At 45.6% G+C, this 13,892-nt stretch carries 10 protein-coding genes and 1 pseudogene; 1 reads left to right on the forward strand and 10 read right to left on the reverse strand.

Annotated features, from left to right (window positions below; genetic code table 11):
- The first annotated feature begins 8 nt into the window (after positions 1–8).
- Positions 9–956 carry an aldose 1-epimerase gene (locus QQ041_RS18985; RefSeq protein WP_285954810.1) on the forward strand — a complete coding sequence of 316 codons (948 nt, stop codon included), beginning with the start codon at positions 9–11 and terminating at the stop codon, positions 954–956.
- Positions 957–1,063: 107 nt separating this feature from the next.
- Here the strand turns inward: QQ041_RS18985 and QQ041_RS18990 are convergent, their stop codons facing one another.
- The 10 genes and pseudogenes from QQ041_RS18990 to QQ041_RS19035 form a co-directional block, all read right to left on the reverse strand.
- Positions 1,064–3,478, reverse strand: a complete 2,415-nt coding sequence (locus QQ041_RS18990) for a glycosyl transferase (protein WP_285954811.1) — start codon at positions 3,476–3,478, stop codon at positions 1,064–1,066.
- Between the two features lie 108 nt (positions 3,479–3,586).
- On the reverse strand, positions 3,587–4,678 hold the full coding sequence (locus QQ041_RS18995) for an ABC transporter ATP-binding protein (RefSeq protein WP_285954812.1): 1,092 nt from the start codon (positions 4,676–4,678) through the stop codon (positions 3,587–3,589).
- Complete coding sequence (locus QQ041_RS19000; RefSeq protein ID WP_285954813.1) at positions 4,678–6,027, reverse strand: GH1 family beta-glucosidase; 1,350 nt, start codon at positions 6,025–6,027, stop codon at positions 4,678–4,680. The genes QQ041_RS18995 and QQ041_RS19000 overlap by 1 nt, the downstream gene beginning before the upstream one ends.
- Positions 6,028–6,044: 17 nt before the next feature.
- A complete protein-coding gene (locus QQ041_RS19005; protein WP_017061568.1) occupies positions 6,045–6,893 on the reverse strand; it encodes a carbohydrate ABC transporter permease in 849 nt (282 codons plus the stop codon).
- A 46-nt stretch (positions 6,894–6,939) separates the two neighbouring features.
- Positions 6,940–7,926, reverse strand: coding sequence for a carbohydrate ABC transporter permease (locus QQ041_RS19010; protein WP_017631101.1), 987 nt, complete (start codon positions 7,924–7,926; stop codon positions 6,940–6,942).
- 67 nt (positions 7,927–7,993) lie between these two features.
- Positions 7,994–9,241 carry an ABC transporter substrate-binding protein gene (locus tag QQ041_RS19015; RefSeq protein ID WP_285954814.1) on the reverse strand — a complete coding sequence of 416 codons (1,248 nt, stop codon included), beginning with the start codon at positions 9,239–9,241 and terminating at the stop codon, positions 7,994–7,996.
- 18 nt (positions 9,242–9,259) lie between these two features.
- Positions 9,260–10,267 carry a LacI family DNA-binding transcriptional regulator gene (locus QQ041_RS19020; protein WP_285954815.1) on the reverse strand — a complete coding sequence of 336 codons (1,008 nt, stop codon included), beginning with the start codon at positions 10,265–10,267 and terminating at the stop codon, positions 9,260–9,262.
- 579 nt (positions 10,268–10,846) lie between these two features.
- On the reverse strand, positions 10,847–12,130 hold the full coding sequence (locus QQ041_RS19025) for a carbohydrate porin (protein WP_146492554.1): 1,284 nt from the start codon (positions 12,128–12,130) through the stop codon (positions 10,847–10,849).
- Between the two features lie 373 nt (positions 12,131–12,503).
- Positions 12,504–12,716: pseudogene (locus tag QQ041_RS19030) on the reverse strand (prolyl oligopeptidase family serine peptidase); the annotation flags it as partial.
- Between the two features lie 61 nt (positions 12,717–12,777).
- Entirely contained in the window at positions 12,778–13,695 is a 918-nt protein-coding gene (locus QQ041_RS19035) for a LysR family transcriptional regulator (protein WP_192891465.1), read from the reverse strand.
- Between the last annotated feature and the right edge of the window lie 197 nt (positions 13,696–13,892).

Here is a 13,892-nt window from a genome sequence, read left to right on the forward strand (position 1 = left end):
ACATCAACATGTTTAAAATTATAAATGAAAAATTTGGAAATATTGACTCTGTCACATTAATAAACCACCAGCATGGTATAGAACTTCAAATAATCAATGGGTTTGGTGCTGTTATAAATAAATACATTGTAAATAACAGTCCATTCTCTTTTATTTGTGGTTATCAGAATTATGATGAACTGATCAACCAACATCCGTTCTTTTCCCGCAGTGCTAAATTATTCCCTTTTCCAAACCGTTTAAACTTAGGTCGTTACAGTTTCGAAAACCAAAACCATCAACTCCCAGCTAACTTTCCTTGGTCAAATCACGCCGTACATGGCCTGCTCTACAACCAACCTTTTTCAATCAAAAACAGCGTAGCCAATGAAGAGTCAGCCAGTGTGACGCTGCAATATCAGACGTCATCTTTGCACCCTGCTTTCCCGTTCGCTTTTAACCTTGAAGTCACCTTCACTATCGACATCACAGGCAAGCTATCTTGCTCGACAACTGTCTCTAATTGTGGTGATTTCGCCTTCCCATTCGGTGATGCTTGGCACCCTTATTTCTCGCTTGGCACTGACTTGAAACAGTGTGGGCTTACCATGTCATCTTGTGCTGAGGTCATACACGAGAACGACCTACCTAATGGTGAAAAACAGGCTTTTGACCGTTTGTCTTTGGCTGATTCCCTAACGAATCAAAGCCTAAACCACTGCTTTGAATTTGATTCAAAGACAACTAACCAACTGACTTTCAAACGCTCAGATTCATCTGCCGAGATTCACTATCAACAAGATGCGAGCTACCCATTTGTTCAGCTGTACACCCCAACGAGTGAGCAAAGTATTGCAATAGAACCAATGACTTGCCCTGCCGATGCTTTCAATAACCAGATTGGCTTATTGACGCTTAGCCCGAACCAGTCTCAAACCTTCACTTGGCAATGCCAAGCTGCCTATCAACCAAAATAATCGAGCTAAACTAGAGCAACTGCTGAATGCGAAATCAGCCCCCCAGAGAACGCATTGCTAACGAAACGAAAGAGCAATAAAGGGCGCATAAAGCGCCCTTCTCTTTGTTAACCTAAAACCACTTCTACCGTGTGCTCGCCAGAGGTAAACACCGGTGCTTTGTTGCCTGAAATCAGATCACCATTGACCTTCATCTCAACCACGCCCTTACACACGTTATTCGGGTTCGTGACATGAATGTTGTATGTTGCACCGCGGAACTGACGACGGACTTTAAACTCTGGCCATTCAGCCGGAATACAAGGGTCCACCAGCAAGCCATCTACTTCAGGTCGAACACCCAGAATCCACTGCGTACCCGCAACGTATGTCCAAGATGAGGTACCAGACAACCATGCATTACGGCCTAAGCCGAACTGCTTATGTTCGTCACCCAAGATGTTTTGTGGGTAGCAGTAGGGTTCTGACTCAAAGATATCAATGTCGTCGTTCTTAGAAGCTGGGTTAATTTGACGGTAGTACTCATAAGCACGCTCGCCATTGCCCATTTTCGCTTCTGCGATCATCACCCACGGGTTTGAATGCAGGAAAATACCGCCATTCTCTTTCGCACCCGGTGGATATGTCGAAACGCCACCTAGTTGCGGATCAAAGCCGTTGTAACCCGGTGTTGAAAGCTTGATGCCATTGGTTGTGTTCAGCTTGTTGTAAACCGAATCTAGCGCTTGCGTCGCACGTTCTTGAGTCGCGAAACCAGAAATCACAGGCCAGCTTTGACCATTAGTGTAGATCTGCCCTTGCTCGTTCTTGTGAGAACCAATCGGCAGGCCTTGCTCATCAAAGTAACGCACAAACCATTCGCCATCCCAACCGCACTCATTCACTGTGCTCTGCATCTGTTGGTACTGATCTTTAAACTTGGTTGTTAGCTTCGCTTCACCACGCAACTCACAAAGGTCCAGCATATCGAGCAGGGCTTTGCCGTACATGTTGGCTACCATCATCGACTCAGCACCCGTTGGCAGGTTCACCGTGTCATTCCAGTCAGCAAAACCTAATAACGGTAGGCCGTGCTCACCCGTATTGGTGTAGGTAAATTCAATTGCGCGGCACAAGTGATCCCACACGGTTCTCGTTTCAACTGGGTTGCCCGCTTTGTCTTTTTGGTAGAACGGGATCTCTTTGTTCAAGAAGTCTGCATTGCCCGTTTCTTTCACATATTGAGTCACCGCGTAAATGATCCACAGATGATCGTCACCGTAGTAATCCGGGCGATCTTCTTCTTCACGTGAGTCACCCGCGTTCGCTTCCATGGTCGATGGGAAGAACTGGTGCATCGCAGAACCGTTGGTGTTTTGCACAGATAACAGACGCTCAATGAACTCACGCGCCTCTTCTGGCATATGAGTAATAACGCCCAATGTATCTTGTGAAGAATCGCGGAAACCGATGCCACGTGCGCCATAGCCAAGCTGATACAGAGACAGGTAACGAGACCAGTTTTTAGTGGTGTGGCATTGACGTGGGTTGTGTACGTTAAGCATTGAGTTCATAGCAGGGTCTGGCGTTTCAACCTGAACCGCTTGTAGGTAAGAATCCCAGTGCTCAGCCAATTCAGCGAATGCCGAATCAACCACTTGAAGATCACGGTATTTAGACAGCAAAGGCTGCGCTGCTTCTAAGCTCTGTTCTTGCGCGATCTGCACAACCGTACGTTCCGTCTGCTCTGGAGATAACCATCCTAAACGCAGATTTAGAGCACCAATGTTGTCACCACGCAAACACTCAGTATTACCAAGCTCGTCGTTTTCTAGCGCTTGCGGCGCTGCCCATGTTCCGTAGCCCAAATTACCTAGGAACGATTGGCGGTCACCATCAAAAGACGTCGCAGGGCGATCCGCTGTCATCAGGTTCACCGCGTAATCGCGCTTCATGAAGGCATACTGCTCAAGCACGGTGTGACCCGATTCTTGTTGGTGCGCTTTCAATGTCATTGTTTGTGGAACCCAATCGGCATTCAATAACTGCTTAAGTGCATCAAAGTGTGTGAACTCATACACAGGAACCACATCAACGTGCAGCGCTTTGTCTGAAATGTTGGTGACTTTGATGTCTTGCAACAATACTTGGTCGGCTTTAGGCACGAAGAACGTCGCTTCACAACGCACACCAAATGCTTCTGCAATGATGGTGGTGTAAGACAAACCAGTGTGGTTTTCGAACTTATCCAGAGGCTTCAAGGTTGGAGTGTAGAAAGGTGAGAATATTTCTACGTTGCCCGCTTCATCACGTACTTTTAGGTACATGGTCGAACCTTTGAAATCTGAGTTTGGCAGTTGTGCAATGTACTTGGTAATACGGTTCAGTGCCGGGTCACCTTTGCACAACAACACGCCGCCGTTGCTATCTACAATGCCACCGAAATCTAATGTGCCCACATAGTTACACCATTTGATCGGTGTGCATGGCGTGGTTGCTACGTATTCTTTGTTTTTATCGTCAAAATATCCGAATTTCATCATCACTATCCCTAGCCCCTCCCAAATCAGGAGGAGCCAAAACAATTTGTCGTAAGTTGGTTGGTATCAGCTCGTTGGCTGACTTAAATTGACTGGCTAGCTCGTAATTGACTAGCTCGCTAGCGAGTTCTCACTCAGTGCATCGAACAAATGGAAAGCGTCCAAATCCAAGTAAAGTGTCAGCTCTTTCACGTCCACTTCAGCGGCTTGGGTTTCAACCATCAGCGGTTGACCACCAATTTCTGTTTTCAGAAGAATGCTTGCGCCCAGTAACTCCTTGTCGTTGATCTTCACAGGGAATGGCAGCACGCGGTCATGGTCGACTTGCTCAGCACGTAGGTGGATGTCTGTTGGACGAACACCAAAGTGAAGCGCTAGGTTTTTAGATGCCAGAGACTTAAAGCGCTCTGGCAGTGGGATATGAACATCGCCAAGTTCAACGAAGTATTCGCCTTCTTTTTCAATCAACTTAGCTTCCAACATGTTCATTGACGGGTTACCAATGAATTGCGCGACAAACTTGTTAGCTGGACGTTGGAACACCTCAGTTGGTGTACCCACTTGAGCAACATAACCATCTTTCAGAATCACGATGCGGTCTGCTAGCGTCATCGCTTCAATCTGGTCGTGTGTAACGTAGATCGTGGTGGTTTTCAGCTCGCGGTGTAGGTGTTTGATCTCTTCACGCATCACGCCACGAAGTTTTGCATCTAGGTTAGATAGCGGCTCATCAAACAAGAACACTTTCGGAGTACGAACCATCGCGCGGCCCATTGCCACACGCTGACGTTGACCACCAGAAAGCTCTTTGGGCTTACGATTCAGTAGCGGGTCAAGCTCTAACATTTTGGCGGCTTTTAGTACCTCTACGTCGATTTCCGCTTTCGGCATGCCTTTCAGTTTTAGTGCGAAGGCGATGTTCTCGTAAACCGTCATATGTGGGTAAAGAGCGTAGCTTTGGAATACCATCGCCAAATCACGGTCTTTAGCATCGACTTTGTTCATCACTTTGCCACCAACCACGATGTCACCAGAGCTGATGCTTTCAAGGCCAGCAAGCATACGTAGCGTTGTCGATTTACCACAGCCAGATGGGCCAAGGAAAACCACGAATTCACCATCTTCAACCGTAAAATCAAACTCTTTGACAACTTCAACATCACCGAATGATTTTTTGATGTTCTTAAATTCTACTTTAGCCATTATCTGTTCTCCTCAGCGCGCTCTAGCAGCATATTTCGGTACGCAATTGCGCTCTGTTTCAGTGTTCTTTCTTGGGTGGTGTAATCAACATGGACAATGCCAAAACGCTGGCAGTAACCGAATGCCCACTCAAAGTTATCCATCAGGCTCCAAGCGAAGTAGCCATCGACTTTTACACCGGCTTCAACTGCGTTGTGAACCGCTTCGATATGACCTTGGAAATAACGAACGCGTTGCTCGTCCATCACTTGTCCGTTTACACGCTCGTCGTTACCTGCTGCACCATTCTCAGTAATGTAAATTGGAGGTATGTTTTCGTAGCGAGCATCCAGTCTTACCAATAAATCGGTTAAGCCTTGTGGGTTAATTTCCCAGCCAATGTAAGTGTGTTCAGCGTCAGCCTGTTTCACTGATTCAATGTCGCCATTCTCGTTGAAGCGAGCGACATTACGTGTGTAGTAGTTGATACCGATGTAATCGACCGGTGCGCTGATGATGTCTAAATCACCTTCAAGGATCATCGGCATGTTCATCGCTTGGCGTTCTACCACTAGCTGTGGGTATTCACCTTTCAATACTGGGTCGATAAACCAGTGGTAGTTCTCTGCTTCACAGTAGTCTGCGGCGCCTTGATCTTTTGACGTTATCGGGTAAGCCGGCGTCGCGTTAAATACCACTCCATGCTTAGCATGAGGCGCATTCTTGCGAAGAATCGGCATAGCCAAACCGTGTGCCAGCATTAGGTGGTGAGAGGCTAAGTAGCCCTCTTTTTCACCCTTGATGCCAGGCGCGTGTTCGCCCCAGCGGTAGCCAAGGAATGCAGAAACAAACGGTTCATTCAGAGTGGTGTAAACATCAATCTTGTCGCCAAAGTAGTTACTCACCACTTCTGCATATTCTGCAAACTTGTAAGACGTTTCACGGTTTAGCCAGCCGCCTTTATCTTCAAGGTATTGCGGTAGATCCCAATGGTAGAGCGTTACATACACCTTCATGCCACGAGCATGGCATTCATCGATGATCTGCTCGTAAAATTCTAATCCTTGCTGATTCACCATGCCGTCTTGCGGCAGGATGCGTGGCCATGCAATTGAGAGACGGTAAGCATCAACGCCTAAACCTTGAATCATCTCGATGTCTTGCTTCCACAAGTGGTAGTGGTCGCACGCCACATCACCACTGTCGCCGTTATCTACCTTACCTGGCGTCTTACAAAACGTGTCCCAGATAGACGGTGTACGACCGCCCTCTTCAACGCCGCCTTCAATTTGGTATGAAGATGTCGCGACACCGAATACAAATTCCTTACTGCGTAACTTTGAATCACTTGGAAGTTGAAATTTATTCATTGTTATAACCCTTAAACCTAACCTTTAACTGCGCCGGACGTTAAACCACTGATCATCTGCTTCGATGCAAACAGGTAAGTAATAACGAGTGGTAAAATAGAAATTGTGGTACCTAGCATTACCGCGCCCCATGGCGTATTCGGAATACCTTGAACACTTCGTAGTGCTTGTGTGATGACGTAGTTGTCAGGGTTGTTCAGCACCACAAGAGGCTGCATAAACATGTTCCAGAAGAAGACGAACTGCACGATAGCGAGTGTTGCTAGTGCTGGTTTCATCAGTGGCAGTACCACACTCCAGTACGTTCTAAACTCACCTGCGCCATCCAGTTTCGCTGCTTCTAATAGCTCTTTAGGAATCGATGCAATCACGTGCTGACGCATCAAGAAGATACCAAATGGTGTGGTGGTAAACGGTAGCCATACCGCCATGTGGTTATCCAACAAGCCTAAGAATTTCACGATCATGAAGTAAGGGATCAAGCTAAGCACTGGCGGAATCGCCATTGAGCCAACCAGCATGCCGAACAACACGTTCTTACCGCGGAACTTAAACACAGCAAACGCGTAACCACCCATGCTACAAAACAGCAGCGAGATAGTGGTGCCTAAGAAAGCCACGTAAATCGAGTTAAACATCGCTTTCCAAAACGGCATGATTTCCAGCAGTTTTGCGTAGTTCACCATTAGGCTATCGCCAATCGCAAAGCTGATGCCCGAGCCGAAGATCTCCGAGCGGTCACGTGTTGAAAGCAGTGCTGACCACACAAACGGGAACACCGTAATGATTGCGGAAACAATCAGTAATATGCCGAGCATGACCATCAAGATCTTAGTCATGATGTACATGGTGCGTTCGCTTGGCATTAGGCCACTTAGTGGTGAGGTATTTGTCTTAATTGATGTCGACATCTTAATGTTCCCCTAAGCCTTTCTTACCGAAGAATAAAAATTGAACCAAAGTGCAAGACGCGATGAGTGCAAACAGAAGCCATGAAATCGCTGACGCTGTGCCCATTTCTAACCATTCCCAACCCACTTTGTAGAGGTACATAGAGATAGTTAAACCAGATTGACCTGTACCACCTGTACCACGCGTTAGAACGAACGGTTCTTCAAACATTTGCAGGTTACCGATGATGGTCATGGTGATAGCAAAGAAGATGAATGGACGAATCATTGGTAGTGAAATGTTCCAGAAGCGGCGGAAGGCGTTGGCACCATCCATACGAGCAGCTTCTAAAATATCTTTAGGAATCGTCATTAACCCTGTGGTGTAAAGGACGATGTTAAAACCGGTGTATTTCCAGAAAACCATGATCGCGATAGACGGCTTCACCATAGTCGCATCGTCTAACCAACGGATTGGTTGAAAATCGTTAACCCAAGCAAATGCCCAACCAAACAGCGTGCTATCGGCCAGAGCCATTAGCGTTTGGTTAATAATTCCTGAGTTAGGAGAGTACATGTTGAAGAAAATCAGTGACGCTGCGACCGTTGATGTGATGAACGGTAGAAAGTACGCCGATGTTAGCCAGTGACGCATACGGTCACCCATTGAAACCAACATGTAAGCCACTGGAATAGCGACTAAGTGCTGAGCCACACCCGAAGTGATTGCTAGCCACAATGTGTTCTTTAACGAACGCCATAGCCACGGGTCAGTCAATGCAATGTGATAGTTCTCAAAACCAACGAACTGCATTGCGTCCATGCCCTGTACTGGGTTCCATTCGTGGAACGACAGGTAAACAGAGAACAACAGCGGGAAGATCCCAAATACAGAAAAAATGATCAGAAACGGCAGAAGGAATCCATACGGTGTAAGCGCTTTCAAATTCAGACGAGAAAAAAGGCTTTTGTCCGCAGGTTCTATCGTTGTGCTCGCTGTATGATTCATAGTAACGACCTCTTAAAAAAGGAAGCGCGTTACCCACGCTTCCTCACTTACTCAAAATAAAAACAAATTAAAGATTACGCGTACGACGCTTGATTAGACGCTCTGCCTCTTTCAATGCAGTCTCGATGTCCTTACCTTCATCAAGCACTTCCATCAATGCGTTCTCTAAAATTATAGAACGTGCTACATGGTCGCCTTGAGCTGGAGATACTGGTTTGATGTTCTGCGCCACTTCAGCAAATAGAAGACGCGCTTTCTGACCACCTAGGAATTCCATCTCTTCTTGGAACAACTCATCGTCATACGTAGTTACGTTCGCAGGGAAAGCAGCAATCGTTTCGAAGTGCTTAAGTTGAACTTCACGGTCAGTCGTCATGTATTCAATAAGAGCCCAAGCTTCATCTGGGTTATCTGATTGAGTTGGAATTGAAAGGAATGAACCGCCCCAGCTGCCGTAGATGCCATCAGGTAGGTTTTCTACTGCCCATTTACCTTTGGTTTCAGGAGCAATCCAGTTATTTAGGTGACCAAGTAACCAAGCGCCAGAAAGTTGAGTTGCAAATGTGCCGTTGCGGAAGCCTTCGTACCATTCGTTAGACCAAGCCAGGATGCGACCATCTAAACCTTTGTCACGGATCTCTTTTGCTACTTCAAAAGCGTGAACAAAACGCTCTGATGTCACAACTGGGTTGCCATCTTTATCGAAGTAAAGACCTTCACCTTCAGGAACCGTTGTGAAGATAATTGCCTGTGCAACGTCTGCCGCTGAAGCAATAAGTTGTACGTTTTGCTCTTTCAGTTTTTCACCGGCAGCGATGTATGAATCCCAATCTTTGATAGCTTCTTCTACATCAATGCCCGCTTTTTCGAATACGTCGGTACGGTAATACATAACACCTGGACCAAGATCGACAGGAATGCCGTACATGTCGCCGTCAGCGCCTTTACCTTGCGCCCATGCGTAAGGTGCGAATCGCTCTTCGTATTTATCCGCACCGTAGTTTTCAGATAAGTTTACTAGACCACCAGAGCTAACGAATGGACCGATTTTCTCAACGTCGACAACAATCACATCACCAGCACCCGAGCCAGTAGCCAAGTTGGTGGTTAGCTTGGTGTGGTGGTCACCGTGGTTGTTCATAAGGTAATCAACTTTAATCCCTGTTTCCTTTTCGAAATCAGGCAGTAACACCTTCAGGCTGCTATCGAAATCAGGGAAGCCGTCGAAACGAATCTCTTTGTCAGCCGCATTAACAGCCGTTGTACCTAATCCTAAAGCAACCACGCACGAGAGCGCTAAGGTCTTAAATTTCATGTTCTATCCTTAATGTTTTTATAGGGTAACGAGTAAATCCGATACCGAGTTTCTTGTGACCAACGTCGGCAGCAATTTAAAGTTCACGTCATGTTTGATTTTTTTAAGCTTCTGTAGAGTAAGCTGTACGGCTTCAACGCTCATCTCTTCAATAGGGAAATTAATGGTGGTCAAACTAGGGGTCAGATAGCGCGCGAAGATGGTGTTATCGAAGCCCACCAGTGATACATCTTTTGGAACAGACAGCCCCTCTTGATGCAGCACCTCAAAGGCACCGAATGCCATGTGATCATTCGAAGCAAATACTGCTGTGAAATGACACTTACGATTCATAAGCTTCTTCATAGCACTGATACCAGTCTCTTCAGTAAAGCCCGCTTCCGAGACTAAAGCTTCATCGTAAGGCACACCCGCTTCTTCCAAGGCCTTTCGATACCCCTGCAAACGCCCCCTAGCGTCTGCTTTATCTAAAGGCCCGGTAATACACGCGATATCTGTATGTCCCTTTTGCAAAAGATATTGAGTAGCGAGCAGCCCCCCGACTTCGTTATCAATATCAATACAACTCATCGCCATTTCTGGGATGAAGCGGTTAATTAAAACCACAGGGGTCCCCTGTTCTTCCAATTCAATTAAATAATCATCACTGAGCAGTTGAGTGTGAAGAATCAAAGCATCAACACGACGCCCCAACAAAAACTCCACCGACTCGCGCTGCCCTTGTTCGGTGTTCGAGCCCGCCGCAACAACAGCGTGGTAACCAAAGCGGCGTAGGTTTTCTTCTATACTGTGCAAAATGCCCGAATAGAAAGAACCGCCCAGCTCTGGAACAACAACGCCAACACTACCGGTACGACTTGACGCCAAAGCTTGTGCGATAGAGTTCGGGCGATAACCCAACTCCTTGATCGCTTTTTCAACCTTTAACTTCTTGTCATGACTCACTCTACTAGTGCCATTAATGACCCTAGACACTGTCGCCTGAGACACACCTGCATGTTCTGATACGTGTTTAATTGTCGCCACTCGAACCTCGATACTTCATTAGCTTGTAACCGCTTACAAAACGATTATTAAAGAATTAAGTCTAAGTAGAAGTGAGTGACATCACACTAAACCTCGAGCTAAAAAGGCCAGTTATGGAAATCATGAAAGCGCTTACAGATTACCTTCACGCCATGAAACTGTTTCATGGATTCATGAATCCACATTTAGTCAATTTTGTTAAAAGCCTTAGTTCAATAAAGGGATTTCAACACATCTATTGGCGTATCAAATACGATTGATATCTAGTATTTCCCATTATCGAGGCTATTGATATGCAGGGGCCACGGCGAGATAAATTAAAATAATATGAAACGAGGTATTGAAGATGTCATGGAGGGTAGAGGGAGAGGCAATCCCAAATGATAGAACAGATATTCAAGACGAAAAAAGGGCACAAAGAATGTGCCCAAGAATGGAGTTACATAACGTGCCCTAATCAATCTGCCTTTAGGGCTAAAATGGACAGTATTTACGTACTATTGAAACGCATGGATATTCGAAAGCATGGCTCTTTGAAAATATGCCGAATTCAAAGAGCTGCGCTTTCTATATCGGTGATTACCACCAAGCTTCAAACATTGCGCCGAACGACAATGTATCAACATTAGTTGTCTTCACTGTGTTGCCTTTCGTTTCTACATCACCCACGGTTGTGTAGAAGCGAAGCATTGGACGGCTCCAAGGTAAACCACCTAGAGAAACGTTTTGAGACAGGGTTACTTTCCACGCGTTCTCTTCACCGTCGTCATCGTAATCAACCATGCCGTAGCCCGCTTCTAGCCATGTAGAGTGAACATCATCCCATTGGTATTGTGGACGAACGATACCAGCGTATTCCGTATTCTCGCGGTCTAGATCAGAACCAGAGTTGTCTTTGTACGACACTAAGTAATCGATGATGAAGTTGTCTGTCGCTGCATAGCTACCTTCAACGCTTGCATACAAAGTCTGGTAGTCACCTTTCAGGTCATATACTGACGAATCAGCACCGTCACCATACTTAACAACCAACTTGTTAGACTCACCCAAGCCTAAGGTCGCACCCAATAGGTATGCCGTTTCATCACTAACTTTTGGCTCACCTGCTACATCAGCTTCATCTGAAGCAAAGCCGTAGTTCGCATACAGATCTAGGTTACCGATACCAGCGTTGATGCTGTGCAGTTTTGCGGTCACAGCGTATCGACCGTTGTCGTTAACCAAACCACCTTTAACTTGGCCAACAAAGCCCATGTCTAACTTAGCACCACCGAAGTCGAAGTTGTTAAAACCAGCACCTTGACCATCGTGTGTCATCCAGAAGTAATCGTTCAAACCTTGTTGTGGACGTTGATGGAAGTCACGACCAGCCCACATGTAAAGCTCAGGCTGACTTTCAAAGACGTTGGTTACACCAGCGTACATTTTTTTCATGCTTAGGCCGCCGTCATCAGCCCATGCGTCTGCTTCCCAGTGGTCAGCCATAAATACGATGTCCCAGATAGCGCCGTTATCTGCTTGGAAAAGCTTAGCTAACTGAACTTCACCACCGTTAGCTTCGTTACCTAAACGACCAACAGAACGACCTGTTGTACCTATGTCTACGTAACGCTCATCACCACTTTTGTAGTGAGCGCCGTAACGAGCATAACCAGAGAAGACGATACCGTCTGGTACATTGGTTTCTGCAGTCAGAACCGCTTGTTGTTGATCATCAACATACTTGATATCACCAACTTGAGATTCCAGCTCTTGGATTCGTTGTTCCAGAGCGGCAAGATCCGTTTCTGCAGCAAAAGAAGAGATTGAAGCAAGCGAAGCCGCCACTGCGACCGTTATTGGCAAAAGCTTAAATTTTTGCATTGTAATTCCCTATTATTTTTTTGAGTTTTCATCGAACAGGGAAATATTAAGCAATGAAAGCGTTGAAAAGTTGGTCGCTGTTCACACTGATAAATTAGGTCGAGAGCCATGAAACTTTTAGAAAAATCATACCCAAAACTATTAATTTAATATCAGAAACTTAGAACATAAAGTGCGTGAAATATCAGCTTGAAATCGCTTTCATTTCATCAATAATGGCGGGGTCTATCACGGAAAGCAGTGTGTGAAAATGAGGGAAATATGGTGCAGTTTTGACTGGTTTTCATATATATGAAAAGCCTCAAAATCTATCATCAATTTTGAGGCTTTCTAGTTATCGTGAAATATCTATTTTAAATGATTCAAGATACCCCTACGGCATATCAAGAGGCTCAACACCCATGTTGAACAGAGTAAATGCATAGATATCTGCAGTAAGATCGATAGCTTTACTCAATGGCATTCCAGCACCGTGACCCGCATTAACATCAATACGAATCATCACAGGTGCGCCACCTTCATGCTTGTCTTGCAGCTCAGCGATGAACTTATAAGAGTGTGCAGATACGACGCAGTTGTCATGCTCCTTCTTTTATATGCTATAACGCTATGACTCTACTCATCAAAACATGGCGAAACTCATAACATTAAAAATAATGTGAAATCGTCAGGTAACGCGTTCTAATGTGTTCAATCAATAACTTAATCTTGTTTGGTGGCTGGCGAGTAAAGGGGTACACCGCATAAATACCGAGCTTTTTACCCACCAAATCTGGAAAGATGTCCACCAGCTGGCCGTTACGAATATCGTGATAAACCAGACAACGTGGTACGTACGCGACCCCATGACCGCCCAGCGCCGCTTTTCTTAATGCCGTCGCGTTGTCGGTAGAAAATGAACCCGAAACACGCACGATGTATTTGTCGTTGTCAGTACAGCCATCTTTACTGTGCAAGAACTGCCACTCGCTAGCGCCCGTTGTTTGATAGGCGTATTGCAAGCAGTTGTGCTTCACCAAGTCTTTAGGCAGCATCGGCTTACCATTCTTGGCGATATAAGAAGGCGAGGCACACACTACCCATTGTGAATCCAATATATGACGAGCAATAAGGCTGGAGTCTTCCAAGTAACCAGTACGAATTACCAAGTCCAAACCATCCTCAACCAAATCAACAAAACGATTGTTCAAAGACATATCGACCGTTAAACCTGGGTGCATATTACAAAACTCGGCAACAGCGTCTGCCAGAATCAAATCCCCGGAGATAGTAGGCACTGACATTTTGATATGACCACTGACATTTTCCCCAAAGCCTGAAACTGCGTCCATAGCCTCTTGAGCTGCCTGCTTCACATTTTTGGCTCCGTGTAACATTGCCTTGCCTGCTTCGGTCAGCGTCAATTTACGCGTAGTTCGATATAATAATTGCACGCCAATCTCTTCTTCCAAACGCGCAATCCTCTTACTAACTACCGAATTTGTAAGGTTATTTTGCTCTGCCACCTTACTAAAACTACCCAGCTCTACTACCTGTGAAAACAGGATCAAATCATCTGCCCGCATCTGATTATGCCAATTTTGGAATTAATTATTTTCATTATTTCCCTATATCAATAAAAAATAAAGGGGTAAATTCACGCCAAATTAACAAAACAATTACAAAAGAGTCATTCCAATTACAAGATTCGCACCTAAATGGTTCCCGCTTAAGAGGCCAATAGCGATTCGAATGATGACAACCCATAACGTGTTATTTACTT

The sequence above is a fragment of the Vibrio sp. TMPB1044 genome (assembly GCF_030442075.1).
Taxonomy (GTDB): Bacteria; Pseudomonadota; Gammaproteobacteria; order Enterobacterales; family Vibrionaceae; genus Vibrio; species Vibrio satsumensis.